The organism is Pseudoxanthomonas sp. LjRoot127, from assembly GCF_964253495.1.
Classification (GTDB): Bacteria; Pseudomonadota; Gammaproteobacteria; order Xanthomonadales; family Xanthomonadaceae; genus Pseudoxanthomonas_A.
This window is the reverse complement of the sequence record NZ_CAXUQR020000001.1, coordinates 3,883,767-3,896,313: the sequence shown is the minus strand read 5'-3', so window position 1 is coordinate 3,896,313 and position 12,547 is coordinate 3,883,767. Positions and strand designations below refer to the sequence as shown.

General features: G+C 67.8%; 14 protein-coding genes. All 14 read left to right on the top strand.

Annotated features, from left to right (window positions below):
* Positions 1 to 25: 25 nt before the first annotated feature.
* The 14 genes from zipA to ACSQ19_RS18360 all read left to right on the top strand — a co-directional run bounded on the left by zipA (position 26) and on the right by ACSQ19_RS18360 (position 12,546).
* Positions 26 to 760, top strand: coding sequence for a cell division protein ZipA (zipA, locus tag ACSQ19_RS18425; RefSeq protein ID WP_296281188.1), 735 nt, complete (start codon positions 26 to 28; stop codon positions 758 to 760).
* A 107-nt stretch (positions 761 to 867) separates the two neighbouring features.
* Positions 868 to 1,440: a hypothetical protein gene (locus tag ACSQ19_RS18420; protein WP_435999019.1), complete on the top strand. Its 573-nt coding sequence runs from the start codon at positions 868 to 870 to the stop codon at positions 1,438 to 1,440.
* 111 nt (positions 1,441 to 1,551) lie between these two features.
* Entirely contained in the window at positions 1,552 to 1,905 is a 354-nt protein-coding gene (locus ACSQ19_RS18415) for a DUF2200 domain-containing protein (protein WP_435999017.1), read from the top strand.
* Between the two features lie 149 nt (positions 1,906 to 2,054).
* Entirely contained in the window at positions 2,055 to 2,399 is a 345-nt protein-coding gene (locus ACSQ19_RS18410; RefSeq protein WP_435999016.1) for a low molecular weight protein tyrosine phosphatase family protein, read from the top strand.
* Positions 2,396 to 2,755 (top strand): GFA family protein, encoded by a 360-nt coding sequence (locus ACSQ19_RS18405; protein WP_435999015.1) that lies wholly within the window; start codon positions 2,396 to 2,398, stop codon positions 2,753 to 2,755. The genes ACSQ19_RS18410 and ACSQ19_RS18405 overlap by 4 nt, the downstream gene beginning before the upstream one ends.
* Before the next feature lie 123 nt (positions 2,756 to 2,878).
* Positions 2,879 to 3,130, top strand: a complete 252-nt coding sequence (locus tag ACSQ19_RS18400) for an AbrB/MazE/SpoVT family DNA-binding domain-containing protein (RefSeq protein ID WP_435999012.1) — start codon at positions 2,879 to 2,881, stop codon at positions 3,128 to 3,130.
* Positions 3,131 to 3,144: 14 nt separating this feature from the next.
* Positions 3,145 to 3,492 (top strand): type II toxin-antitoxin system PemK/MazF family toxin, encoded by a 348-nt coding sequence (locus ACSQ19_RS18395; protein ID WP_435999010.1) that lies wholly within the window; start codon positions 3,145 to 3,147, stop codon positions 3,490 to 3,492.
* Positions 3,493 to 3,527: 35 nt separating this feature from the next.
* Positions 3,528 to 5,888, top strand: a complete 2,361-nt coding sequence (gene ligA, locus ACSQ19_RS18390; protein WP_435999008.1) for an NAD-dependent DNA ligase LigA — start codon at positions 3,528 to 3,530, stop codon at positions 5,886 to 5,888.
* The gene (gene epmA, locus ACSQ19_RS18385) at positions 5,885 to 6,904 is read left to right on the top strand and encodes an EF-P lysine aminoacylase EpmA (RefSeq protein ID WP_435999006.1); all 1,020 of its coding nucleotides are present in this window, start codon (positions 5,885 to 5,887) and stop codon (positions 6,902 to 6,904) included. Before ligA ends, epmA begins: the two co-directional genes overlap by 4 nt.
* A gap of 109 nt (positions 6,905 to 7,013) precedes the next feature.
* Positions 7,014 to 7,769, top strand: coding sequence for a DUF3011 domain-containing protein (locus ACSQ19_RS18380; protein ID WP_435999004.1), 756 nt, complete (start codon positions 7,014 to 7,016; stop codon positions 7,767 to 7,769).
* 47 nt (positions 7,770 to 7,816) lie between these two features.
* Complete coding sequence (gene mtnA / locus ACSQ19_RS18375) at positions 7,817 to 8,875, top strand: S-methyl-5-thioribose-1-phosphate isomerase (protein WP_435999002.1); 1,059 nt, start codon at positions 7,817 to 7,819, stop codon at positions 8,873 to 8,875.
* Positions 8,876 to 8,965: 90 nt separating this feature from the next.
* Positions 8,966 to 10,201 (top strand): diguanylate cyclase, encoded by a 1,236-nt coding sequence (locus ACSQ19_RS18370; protein ID WP_435999000.1) that lies wholly within the window; start codon positions 8,966 to 8,968, stop codon positions 10,199 to 10,201.
* 105 nt (positions 10,202 to 10,306) lie between these two features.
* Entirely contained in the window at positions 10,307 to 12,109 is a 1,803-nt protein-coding gene (locus ACSQ19_RS18365; RefSeq protein WP_435998998.1) for a sensor histidine kinase, read from the top strand.
* The gene (locus ACSQ19_RS18360) at positions 12,106 to 12,546 is read left to right on the top strand and encodes a response regulator (protein WP_296281805.1); all 441 of its coding nucleotides are present in this window, start codon (positions 12,106 to 12,108) and stop codon (positions 12,544 to 12,546) included. Before ACSQ19_RS18365 ends, ACSQ19_RS18360 begins: the two co-directional genes overlap by 4 nt.
* Position 12,547: the final 1 nt, after the last annotated feature.

The window sequence follows — 12,547 nt, the reverse complement described above, 5'->3', positions numbered from 1 at the left end:
ATTCCACCTTGCCGGAGAATCCCCTGTGTCCGACATGGCCATGCTTCGTATCGGAATCATCGTCGCCGGCATCCTGTTGCTGGTCGCGATCTTCCTGTTCGGTCGTCCCAAGAAACCCAGCCAGGGCCGCCGGCTGGATCCCTCCGAACGCGATACCGCGCGCGTCGAGCCCAGCCTTGCCGGCGACGACACGAGCGAGCAGGTGCAGGACTACAGTGGCGAGCGCGTCAGCCAGCCCGAACTCGGCCTGCCCGGCGGCACGCCGGTCGCCGGCGCGGAAAGCGACCTCGGCAAGCGGCCCAACCAGGATTTCGACAAGATCGTCTCGCTGTACGTCGCGGCCAAGGCCGGGCAGGTGCTGCGTGGCGAGGACATCGTGGTCGCCGCCGAGAAGACGGGCCTGACCTTCGGCCACATGAACGTCTTCCACCGGCTGGTGGAAGGCCACCCCGAGCGCGGCCCGGTCTTCAGCATGGCCAACATCATGCAGCCCGGCAGTTTCGACATGGCCACCATCCGCACGCTGGAAACCCCGGCCATCGCGTTCTTCCTCACACTGCCCGCGCCGATGACCGCGCTGGAAGCCTGGGAAAAACTGCTGCCCAATGTGGAGCGCATGGCCGAACTGCTGGGCGGCGTGGTCCTCGACGACAGCCGCAACACCCTCGGCCGCCAGCGCATCCAGCACATCCGCGAAGAGCTGCGCGCGTACGACCGCCAGCATGAGGCGCCGCCGTTGACGAAGGCGCCGCGGTGGTGAACCGAGCACCGTAGGGCCGCAGTGGCTGGCCCAGGTCATGGCTGTATCTTCGCTCGGATGGCTTGCAGGGGAGACTGGCGATGACACGCAAACGGATCGCGACATGGATGCTGCTCCTGCTCGGCGTGTCTGCCGTAGCGCTGGCGCTCCCCTTGCTGAAAGCGCGGCCAACCCTGTTGCCGCCACCTCCGACTGAAATCCCGCCGTTCGTACTGACGCCGGCGTTCGCGATGGAATACGACGCGCATGTATTGCGGCTTGCGCTGGATGGCCGCTGCCGGATGGAACGCGAGTTCTTCATCGTCGCGTCGCCACCGCGCGACCGGATGGATGGGCGCCGTGAAATGGGCCTGCTGGCGTTCCCCGAGGATCTCGGGTGTCCTTCCGTGCGGTTCGAGGATGAGGCGCGGTTCGACGCGAACGTCCACCGTTGCCTGGGCAGGATGGCGCGTGAGCAACTGCACTCTCCGCTGCCATGTCTGCAGGAAACCTATCCGGGACTGGCGTCCTGGATGTCGCTTGAGATGCCGCGCTATCGACGTGATGCGCAGGGCCTGTCCGCCACCGTCGATTTCGGCATCCACTGCGGACCGCTCTGCGGTAGCGGGTGGAGATCAACGCTTCGTCTGAAAAACGGTGTCTGGCGCGTGGTCGGCACGGAGCCGACGCGGATATCGTAAACCGTAGGCTGGGTTGGAGCGTAGCGCAAACCCAGCACATCGGTTGGAGTGAGCGAAGCGAACCCCAAACTATATCGATCGTGTCGACGCCATATTCGTGGAGTGATTTCGATGTCGCACCGCATCTTCACCACCTCCTTCGCCAGCGTGTATCCGCTGTACGTACAGAAGGCTGAGCGCAAAGGTCGGACGAAAGCCGAGGTGGACGCGGTGATCCGCTGGCTGACCGGTTACGACCAGGCTGGACTCGAGCGGCAGATCGAGGCGAAGAAGGATTTCGAGACCTTTTTCGCCGAAGCCCCGCAGCTCCATCCACATGCCTCGCTCATCAAAGGCGTGGTCTGCGGCGTCCGTGTGGAGGACGTTGAAGATCCGCTGATGCAGAAAATCCGCTACCTCGACAAGCTGGTGGACGAACTCGCAAAGGGGAAGGCGATGGAGAAGATCCTGCGGTCTCCGACATAGAGGAATGCACCGTAGGCTGGGTTGGAGCGCAGCGGAAACCCAGCATCAGGCGCGATGACGGCTCTGCTGGGTTTACGCTGCGCTCCAACCCAGCCTACGGCCGTCGTGCAGCCTTGGCTCGCCGTCATGCCTTCGCCCACACTCCTTCCATGCCCCGCAACATCCTCTTCATCTGCACCCAGAACCGCCTGCGCAGTCCGACGACCGAGCAGGTGTTCGCTGATTGGCCGGCCGTGGAGACGGCGTCCGCAGGATTGGGCAACGACGCCGAAGTCCCCGTGTCGCCCGAGCTGCTGGCGTGGGCGGACCTTATCTTCGTGATGGAGCCAGCGCATCGCAGCCGCCTGTCCGCGGAGTTCAAGCGCCACCTCAACGGCAAGCGGGTGATCTGCCTGGATATCCCGGACGATTACGCGTACATGGACCCCGTGCTCATCCGATTGCTGAAACAGAAGGTCGTTCGGTTCCTGCCTGCCGGCGCGGGGCTCGCATGAGTCGCCCCCTGCAGACCTGGACCGGCAGCTGCCACTGCGGCGCCGTCCGCTTCGAGATCGACACCGACTTTCCCGAGCTGACGCAGTGCGACTGCTCGATCTGCCGCAAAAAGAACGCGCTGATGGTGAAGGTGCACGAAAGCGCGTTCCGCCTGCTGGCGGGCGCCGACGTGCTCGCCGACTACCAGTTCCACACGCACACCGCGCACCACCATTTCTGCACGATCTGCGGCATCTATCCGTTCCACCGCAAGCGCGTCACCCCGGACTACTACGGCATCAACGTCTATTGCCTGGATGGATTCGATCCGGCCGGCATCCCGGTAAGGATGACGGTGGGCGCGGGCATGCCGTGACGGGATCGCACCACACGTAAATCCCTTGCTATAGCCGAGTCCCCGTGACCCCTTATATCGCCGCTTGCAATCGGCAAAAGGGCAGAGTAAGTTTTACTAGAGTAAAACTTACGGGGCGATACCATGTCGTGCACCGCCATCCTCCGCCAGTCCGGCGGTTCGGTCATCCTGTCAATTCCGAAGGCCATTGCCAGCACGCTGGCCGTCGAGGCAGGCTCGGTCGTGGAATTGACGGTGGAAGGTCGCACCCTGACGGTGTCGCCGGCGCGTCGTTCGCTGGCGGATCGCCTGGCCGGCAGCCCTGCTACGCCTGCGGCGTGGACCAGGGACGAAGTGTGGCTCGAGGATGAGCCGGCGGGACGCGAACTGCTCTAGGAGGAGCGGACATCATGGGCAAGGGAATCCCACAGCGCGGCGACATCCTGGAACTTAGCCTGGACCCGACACAGGGTCGTGAGATCCGCGGCGCCCGTCCGGTGCTGGTGTTGTCTGCCAGCGCCTTCAATCAGGCCTCCGGCCTGCTTCTGGTCGCTCCGATTACGCAAGGCGGTCAGGCGGCACGTGCGAACGGATTCAGCGTGACGCTGATGGGCACGGGGCTGCGTACGCAGGGGATCGTGCTGTGCGACCAGACGCGAACCGTGGACGCACGTGCGCGTACCTTCAAGCGGATCGAGAAGGCGCCGGATGGGCTGGTGCAGGAGGCATTGGACGCGGTGCGCGCAATCCTCGAGTGACGCTCGCTTCGCGCCGCGGCCGGTAGAATCGCACCATGGAACCCGCTGCCCGCATCGCCGACCTCCGCCGCCAGCTGGAGGACGCCAACTACCGCTATCACGTGCTGGACGAGCCCAGCATCCCGGACGCCGAGTACGACCGCCTGCTGCGCGCGCTGGACGAACTGGAGGCCGCGCACCCCGAGCTGGTCACCGCCGATTCGCCCACTCAGCGCGTGGGCAATGCGCCGGCCGGCAAGTTCGCCGAGGTGCGCCACGCCATCCCGATGCTGTCGCTGGGCAACGCCTTCAGCGACGAGGAAGTGCAGGACTTCGTCCGCCGCATCGCCGACAAGCTCAAGCGCCCGGCGTTGCGTTTCTCGGCCGAACCCAAGCTCGACGGCCTGGCCATCAGCCTGCGCTACGAGAACGGCGCGTTCGTGCAGGGCGCGACGCGTGGCGACGGCGCCACCGGCGAGGACGTCACCCTCAACCTGCGGACCATCAAAGCGATTCCTTTGACCCTGCGCGGCACCGGCTGGCCCGCCGTGCTGGAGGTGCGCGGCGAGGTGTACATGCCGCGCGCCGACTTCGAGAAATACAACGAACACGCGCGCAAGCACGGCGGCAAGGTGCTGGCCAACCCGCGCAACGGCGCGGCCGGTTCGCTGCGCCAGCTCGACCCGCGCATCACCGCGCAACGGCCGCTGGCGTTCTTCGCCTACGGCACCGGCCTGGTCGAGGGCGGCGACCTGCCGGATTCGCATTCGGCCACGCTGAAGCAACTGCGCGGCTGGGGGTTCCCGGTCAGCAGCCTCAGCGACGTGGTGGAAGGCGTGGACGGCCTGCTCGGTTACTACCAGCGCATCGGCGAAGCGCGCGACGGCCTGCCGTTCGACATCGACGGCGTGGTCTACAAGCTGGACGACGGGGAAGGGCAGCGCGAGATGGGCTTCGTCTCGCGCGCGCCGCGCTGGGCGATCGCGCACAAGTTCCCGGCGCAGGAACAGATGACAGTGCTGGAGTCCATCGAGGTCAACGTCGGCCGCACCGGCGCGGTGACACCGTGGGCGCTGATGCAGCCGGTGCATGTCGGTGGCGTGACCGTCACCCGCGCCACCCTGCACAACGCCGACCAGGTCGCGCGCCTGGACGTGCGCAACGGCGACACGGTGATCGTGCGCCGCGCCGGCGACGTGATCCCGGAAGTGGTCGGCGTAGTGCCGGAGCGGCGTCCGGCCGACACCGTGCCGTGGCAGATGCCTACCGAATGTCCGGTGTGCGGTTCTGAGATCGTCCGCGAGGAAGGCGAAGCGGTATGGCGCTGCAGCGGCGAGCTGACCTGCCCGGCGCAGCGCAAGGAGTCGATCATCCACTTCGCCTCGCGCCGCGCGATGGACATCGAGGGCCTGGGCGAGCGCTTCGTCGAGGACCTCAGCGACCTCGACTTCGTGCAGAACGTGGCCGACCTCTACAAGCTGACCGTCGACGACCTGCTCGAGATGAAACGCCGCGTGGACGAGCGCGACGGCACCACCCCGCTCGCACTTACTAAGAGCGGGGTCAAGGCCGGCAAGGTGGCGACGAAGTGGGCCGAGAACCTGATCGAGGCCATCGACCGCAGCCGACAGACCACGCTGGAGCGCTTCCTGTTCGGGCTGGGCATCCAGCACGTGGGCGAGAGCACGGCCAAGGCGCTGGCGCTGTGGTTCGGCGACCTGCAACTGATCCGCCGCCTGCCGTGGCCGTTGTTCAAGCGCGTGCCCGACATCGGCGGCGAAGTGGCGCGTTCGCTGGGGCATTTCCTCGACCAGCCCGGCAACCAGCAGGCCATCGACGATCTGCTGGCGCGGGGTGTCGTCATCGGCGACACGCATCCGCCGTCGGGCAAGCTGCGCGCGACGCTGGACCTGGCGACGCTGCTGGTGGATCTGGAGATTCCCAAGGTCACCCGCGTGCGCGCCGAACAACTGGCTTCCGCGTTCCCATCGGTGCCGGCGTTGCTGGACGCACCGGTGCACAACTTCGTCACCGCCGGCCTGCCCAGCGATTCGGCCAACGCGTTCGCCACCTGGCTGGAAGACGAGGCCAACGCGCAGCTGCTGTCGCGCAGCGGCGCGGCACTGGAGACCTTGCTCGAGGTCACGCCCGAAGACGTCGCCACCGCGACCGGACCGCTCGATGGCAAGACCGTCGTGCTGACCGGTGGCCTCGCGGCGATGAGCCGCGACGAAGCCGGCGAGAAGCTCGAAGCACTCGGTGCCAAGGTCGCCGGCAGCGTGTCGAAGAAGACGCATCTGGTCGTGGCGGGCGAAGCCGCCGGTTCCAAGCTGGCCAAGGCACAGGAGCTGGGTATCGAGATCTGGGACGAGGCGCAGTTGCTGGCGTTCCTGGCGCAGCACGGGAGCGATGCGTGAGCCGCTGGCGACCGGGGCCCGGCTGGAGCGAAGGCGTCGCCGGCCTCGACTGGGCACCGTCCGGCTCGCGCGACGCGTTGCGCCTGCGCGCCTGGGTCAACCGGCTGGTGCGCGAATTCTTCTTTGCGCGCGACGTGCTGGAAGTGGAAACGCCGATGATGTCGCGCGCGGGCAATACCGACGCCAACATCGCTTCGTTCGCGCTTGAATTCTCCGGCCGCACCGACGGCGCGTCGCGCAGGCGCTGGTTGCGCACGTCGCCGGAGTTCCCGCTGAAGCGCCTGCTCGCCGCCGGCGTGGGCGACTGCTTCGAACTGGGGCGGGTATTCCGCGACGGCGAGGCGGGCGGGCGGCACAACCCGGAGTTCACCCTGCTCGAGTGGTACCGTGTGGGCTGGACGCTGGAACCGCTGATGGACGAGACGGTGGCGCTGGTGCAGGCGGCGTTGTCGATGATCGGGCGGGAAGCGACCGTGTCGCGCGTGAGCTTCCGCGATCTGTATCGGCAGCAGCTGGGCGTCGATCCGATGACGGCCGACCTGGAGACGGTGCGCAACGCTGCGGCCGGCATCGCCATCGACGGCGAGGGCCTGACCCGCGACGACTGGCTGGACCTGCTGATGACGCACCGGCTGCAGCCCACGTTCGGTCGCGACGAGATGCGCGTGGTGCACGACTACCCGGCCAGCCAATGCGCACTGGCCAAGGTGGTGGAGCGCGACGGCGTGCCGGTGGCGGAACGCTTCGAGCTTTACCTGGGCCCGCTGGAGCTGGCCAACGGCTACCACGAGCTCACCGATGCGGCGGAGCAGCGCCTGCGCTTCGAACGCGATGTGGCGACACGCAGCGCACGGGGCGAGGATGCGCCCGCCCTCGACGAAGGCCTCCTTGCCGCGCTGGCGCATGGCATGCCGGCCTGTGCGGGCGTCGCGCTCGGCGTGGACCGGCTGCTGATGGCGATGCTCGATACGCCGCGCATCGCGGACGTGGTCGCCTTCGATTTCGCGCGCGGCTGAAAGCCAGCCAAACACGCCACAGGCACGGCTTCGACTGCAAACGATTACGTGGGCGCGCGTTCATGATCGCTGCGTAGATTGCGTTCCAACACCCACGAGGACGCACGCCATGGAACGCTCCCTGATCGCAACGCTGGTGCTGGGCACCGTCGCACTGTTCGGCGCCGTCGCGGCGAAGGCCGCACCGCAGTACGACGATCGCTATTACGGCGGCGGCCAGGTGGTGCGCTGCGACTCCAACGACAACCGCTACCGCGAGTGCCGCCTGGATATGCGTGGTGGCGTGCAGATCGTGCGACAGATTTCCAAGACGCGCTGCGAAGAGGGCCGCACCTGGGGCCGCACGCGCGACGGCGTGTGGGTCGACCGCGGCTGCCGCGCCGAGTTCGCCAGCGGTCGTGGCGGCTATGCGGGTAACACCCAGCGCATCCGCTGCGAGTCCAACGACGGCCGTTCGCGTACGTGCGCCATCAACGGCCGTGGCGACGTGCGCCTGGTCCGCCAGTTGTCCAAGGCGCGCTGCACTGAAGGCTACAGCTGGGGCCAGGACCGCAACGCGATCTGGGTGTCGCGCGGCTGCCGCGCCGAGTTCGAGGTGTACGGCCGCGGTAATGGCTGGAATGGCGGCGGCTGGAACAACGGCGGCTACGACAACGGTTACGGCAATGGCTACGGCAATGGCCAGACCTTCCGCTGCGAATCCGAGAAAGGCCGCACGCGCACCTGCGGCGTCGACGGCCGCGGTCGCGTGCAGCTGGTCCGTCAGCTGTCCAATGCGGCCTGCATCGAAGGCCGCACCTGGGGCCAGGATGCCCGCGGCGTCTGGGTGACCGACGGCTGCCGGGCCGAGTTCCGCAGCTGGTGATGCCGCAGGTGTGAGGAGAGACGGGGAGGGGCCGGTACAATGGCCCCATGACCGACCCCATCGATTACGCCCGCTACGACCGCATCCGTCCGATCCGCTGGACCGGGAGCGCGCTGGAACTGCTGGACCAGCGCAAGCTCCCCTTCGTGGTCGAGTACCTGAGCTGCACCACCAGCGACGAGGTGGCCGCGGCCATCCACGACCTGGCCGTGCGCGGTGCGCCCGCGATCGGCATTGCCGCTGCCTGGGGCGTGGTGCTGGCTTCCCGCAAGGTGATGGCCGCCACGCCGGCCGAGGCGATGGAGAAGCTGGAACCCGCCCTGCAGCGCCTCAACGCGGCCCGCCCTACGGCCGTGAACCTGGCCTGGGCGCTGGCCCGCATGCGCGCGGCCTTGAAGAGCGCTGGCAGCGACTGGCGCGGCGTGCTGGAACTGGAAGCGCTGGCCATCGCCGAGGAAGACCTCGCCGCCAACCGCCACATGGGCGAGCTGGGCGCGGCGCTGATCGGGGAGGGCAGCGGCGTGTTGACCCACTGCAATACGGGTTCGCTGGCCACGGCCGGCTTCGGTACCGCGCTGGGCGTGATCCGCGCCGGCGTGGCCCAGGGCCGCATCGGCAAGGTCTACGCCGGCGAGACCCGGCCCTGGCAGCAGGGCGCGCGGCTGACCGCGTGGGAGCTGCAACAGGACGGCATTCCCGCCACGCTGATCGCCGACTCGGCGGCCTCGCACCTGATGAAGACCGGCGCCGTGCAGTGGGTGGTGGTGGGTGCGGACCGCATCTGCGCCAACGGCGACACCGCCAACAAGATCGGCACCTACCAACTGGCGATCGCCGCGCGCCACCACGGCGCGAAGTTCATGGTCGTGGCGCCGTCGTCCACGGTCGACATGGCCACGCCGAACGGCGACGCGATCCATATCGAAGAGCGCGACCCGGCCGAACTGCTGGGCATCGGCGGCACCCGCATCGTGGCCGATGGCGTGGCCGCGTGGAATCCGGTGTTCGACGTCACCCCGGCCGCACTGATCGACGCCATCGTCACCGAGAAGGGGGTGATCGAGCAGCCCGACGAAGCGCGCTTGCGCGCCGCGTTCGGCGGATGACCGCCGCCAACGGCACGCCCGCGATACCGTCATGACCGACACTGCATGTCGGTGGCGTGCCCATCACCACCCGCGGAAGGCGGAGCGCGCATGAGCGGCGTCCGGCGACCCGGGGAGGACGACGACATCGCCGTCGGCGCGGCGCGCCGATTGCTTGGCGATGCGGATTCCGCCCGGGAGCCGCGCATGCGTGCCCGCGCTGTCCCTGCACCTGCGGCGGCGCCGGGCCTGATGCACAGCCTGCGCGCGCTGCTGTCGCGCGATTCGACGCGGATGCTGGATGCGGCCGAGCGCGAGGACCTGGCACAGGCGCAGTTGCGCGCCACGCGCCCGATCGTCAGCGGCGTGCTGCTGTGCGGGGCGGTGCTGTTGGCCATCATCGCGGTGTTCGACGCCACCGGCGTGACGCCCACGATCGGATATCCCCTCTGGGTGCAGCTGCTGGCGGCGGTCGCCGTGGCCGCCTGCGCCGTCGGCGTGGCCCGACTGGACGCGTGGCAGCACCGCCTCGTCCTGGTGCTGGGCGGCACGCTGCTGACGGGCATCGTCATGAGCATGCCGCTGCCGGGCGTCACCGGGCAGCTGGCCCTGCGTACCGGCCTGTTCCAGCTGTTGCCGCTGGCGCTGATGGCATTGACCGTGCGGCCGATGTCGGTACTCGCGCTGGCCCTGCTGATCGTGGTGATGGCGCAGCTGCGCATCGTGCTGTACGGCGCGCCGGGCACCGGCAGTGCGCTGTACTGGCTGTATACGCTCACCACCATCGGGTTCGGCCTGGTGCTGGCCGGCTACCGTACGGATTTTGCCGTGTCCGCATGGCGCATGCGGCGCCGGCTGGTGCAACAGGCGCATACCGACGAACTGACCGGGCTGTTGAACCGCAATGGCTGGAGCGAGCGGGCGATCGCCGTGCATGCGCGGGCGACGGCGGCCGGGCGTCCGGTTGCGGTGATCGTGCTGGATATCGACTACTTCAAGCGCATCAACGACGACCATGGCCACGACGGTGGCGACGCCGTGCTGCAGCGCCTGGGCGACCTGATGCGGGCCCGGGTCGGCGACGATGGCTGCGCGGCCCGCATCGGGGGCGAGGAGTTCGCGGTCCTGCTGGACGGCGAGGATGCCGACTCGGCACTCGCATTCGCCGAGCGCCTGCGCGGCGAATTCGGCAAGGCGCATGGCGGTGTCGTCGCCACGCTTTCCGCCGGTATCGCAGGGCACCTGCCGGGCGAATCGCTGCGCGACCAGATGCGTCGTGCCGACCTGGCGCTGTACGACGCCAAGCACGAGGGACGCGACCGCGTTCATGTTGCCGACGCTTCCTGAACGCCTCAATGTGATTCCAAATGTGACAACCCTGCGCTAGCATCTTTGCAACGTTCGCGCGGGCATGTAACCAGCCCTCACGCGTCCAGCCGACGCCAGGGGAACATGAACGAAACACGCACCCGCACGCTGTGGGAAAAATCCCGCCTGCCCCTGTTGGGGCTGGTGATCGTGCTGATCGTGGTGGTCCCGGTCATCCTGCTGCAGCGCCTGTCCCGCGCCAATCAGGAAGCCGCCGACGTCCTCATCCACACGCACGAGGTGGAGGCGACCGTGCTGGCGCTGGCGCTGGACGTCCGCGAGATGGAAAGCTCGGCCATGCTGATCGCGCTGGGCGTCGACCACCCGCTGGCGCGCGAGCGCCTGGTCGCCGGACGCGCATCGTTGCCCGAGCGGTTCGATGCGCTGGCCCGCCTGACCGTGGACAACCCCGAACAGCTGGTGCGCGTGGGCCGCCTGCGCGAACTGGTCAACGCCAGGGTCGAGGTGGTGGACCAGTTGCTCGAGGCGCCGGATGCTTACAAGGCGAATGTCGTCGCGCCGCTGGCCACGCGTTTCCCCATTCGTGGCCTGCTCACCGAGATCCTGGACGACGAGCGCTCGCTGCTGAAGGCGCGCAGTGAGGACGCGACCGAACAGCGCCGCCGGATGGAATGGATCCGCATGATCGCGCTGGGCGCGCAGCTGCTGTTGCTTTCGCTGGTGCTGATGGCGCTGGGCAAGCAGGTGGGGCGCCGGCTGGCGGCCGAAAAGCGGACCGCGCAGGCCAGCCAGCGCGCGCTGGTGGTGCTGGACACGGTGCGCGAACCGATCGTGCTGTTGGACGACGAGCAGCACATCCAGATGCATAACAGCGCCTTCGCCGAGCTGTATGGCGTGCCGAAGGGCGGCAAGGTCGGGACGCTCGACGAACTGGGTGCGGCCTGGCAGGACAAGGTGATGCGCCAGCGGCTGGACGACGTGCTGTCGCGCGGCCGCGAGCTGTGGGACTACGAGCTGCAGCAGGAGACCGCCGATGGGTTGCGCCGCACGGTGCTTCTCAATGCGCGGCGCATGCCGCTGCCTGACTCCGACGATCACGCCGTGCTGATGACGGTCAGCGACATTTCGTTGCAGAAGACCGCCCAGCAGGAAATCGCAGCCCTGAACCGCCAGCTCGAGGGCAAGGTGGAGCAGGTGTCGGAAGTGAACCGCGAGCTGGAAGCCTTCAGCTACTCCGTCTCGCACGATCTGCGTGCCCCGCTGCGGCACGTGGCGGGTTTCTCCGACAAGCTGGGCCGCCACCTCGGAGAGGGCATCGACGACAAGAGCCGGCATTACCTGAGCGTGATCGGCGATTCGGCGCGCCGCATGTCGCAGTTGATCGACGACCTGCTGGTCTACTCGCGCCTGGGTCGCAGCGCACTGCGCCTGCAGGCGGTGGACATGCAGTCGATGGTCGCCGAGGCGCGCGCGATGCTGGATGCCAACGAGGCCAACGAAGGGCGTGCAGACCGCGTGGAATGGCGCATCGCGCCCTTGCCCATCGTGCTGGCCGACGAGAACATGATGCGCCAGGTCTGGAGCAACCTGCTGGGCAACGCGCTTAAGTACAGCAGCCAGCGGGAGCGCGCGGTCATCGAGGTCGAGCACCGCAACCAGGAAGACGGCAGCCATCTGTTCACCGTGCGCGACAACGGTGCCGGCTTCGACATGGCCTATGCGGACAAGCTGTTCGGCGTGTTCCAGCGCCTGCACAAGGCGAGCGAATTCAGCGGCACCGGCATCGGCCTGGCCAGCGTGCGCCGCGTGCTGAGCCGCCACGGCGGCCGCATCTGGGCCGAGGCCGCCCCCGACCAGGGCGCCACGTTCTTCTTCACCCTTCCGGCAGCGCTCGACGCTCCGCCTTCCCGAGAGAGAGACGCATGAGCGACATCCGCACCATCCTGCTGGCCGAAGACAGCCTGGCCGACGCTGAAATGGCGATCGACGCCTTGCGCGAAGCCAACCTGGCCAACCCCATCGTGCACGTCGAGGACGGCGTGGAAGCGATGGACTACCTGCTGCGGCGCGGCGCCCACGCCAACCGTGAGGAAGGCATGCCGTCGGTGCTGCTGCTGGACATCAAGATGCCGCGCATGGACGGGCTGGAAGTGCTCAAGCAAATCCGCAACGACGAGAAGCTGAAGGCGCTGCCGGTGGTCATCCTGTCGTCCTCGCGCGAGGAAAGCGACCTGGCACGCAGCTGGGACCTGGGCGTGAACGCCTACGTGGTCAAGCCGGTGGACATCGACCAGTTCTTCCAGGCGGTTAAAACGCTGGGCACGTTCTGGGCCGTCATCAACGAAACCCCCAGCCTGGACTGAG

Bases quoted from the DNA above. Each gene is read 5' to 3' on its own strand.
- ACSQ19_RS18420 (WP_435999019.1), top strand. From the start codon at position 868: ATGCTGCTCCTGCTCGGCGTGTCTGCCGTAGCGCTGGCGCTCCCCTTG.
- ACSQ19_RS18415 (WP_435999017.1), top strand. From the start codon at position 1,552: ATGTCGCACCGCATCTTCACCACCTCCTTCGCCAGCGTGTATCCGCTG.
- ACSQ19_RS18410 (WP_435999016.1), top strand. From the start codon at position 2,055: ATGCCCCGCAACATCCTCTTCATCTGCACCCAGAACCGCCTGCGCAGT.
- ACSQ19_RS18405 (WP_435999015.1), top strand. From the start codon at position 2,396: ATGAGTCGCCCCCTGCAGACCTGGACCGGCAGCTGCCACTGCGGCGCC.
- ACSQ19_RS18400 (WP_435999012.1), top strand. From the start codon at position 2,879: ATGTCGTGCACCGCCATCCTCCGCCAGTCCGGCGGTTCGGTCATCCTG.
- ACSQ19_RS18395 (WP_435999010.1), top strand. From the start codon at position 3,145: ATGGGCAAGGGAATCCCACAGCGCGGCGACATCCTGGAACTTAGCCTG.
- ligA (WP_435999008.1), top strand. From the start codon at position 3,528: ATGGAACCCGCTGCCCGCATCGCCGACCTCCGCCGCCAGCTGGAGGAC.
- ACSQ19_RS18380 (WP_435999004.1), top strand. From the start codon at position 7,014: ATGGAACGCTCCCTGATCGCAACGCTGGTGCTGGGCACCGTCGCACTG.
- mtnA (WP_435999002.1), top strand. From the start codon at position 7,817: ATGACCGACCCCATCGATTACGCCCGCTACGACCGCATCCGTCCGATC.
- ACSQ19_RS18370 (WP_435999000.1), top strand. From the start codon at position 8,966: ATGAGCGGCGTCCGGCGACCCGGGGAGGACGACGACATCGCCGTCGGC.
- ACSQ19_RS18365 (WP_435998998.1), top strand. From the start codon at position 10,307: ATGAACGAAACACGCACCCGCACGCTGTGGGAAAAATCCCGCCTGCCC.
- ACSQ19_RS18360 (WP_296281805.1), top strand. From the start codon at position 12,106: ATGAGCGACATCCGCACCATCCTGCTGGCCGAAGACAGCCTGGCCGAC.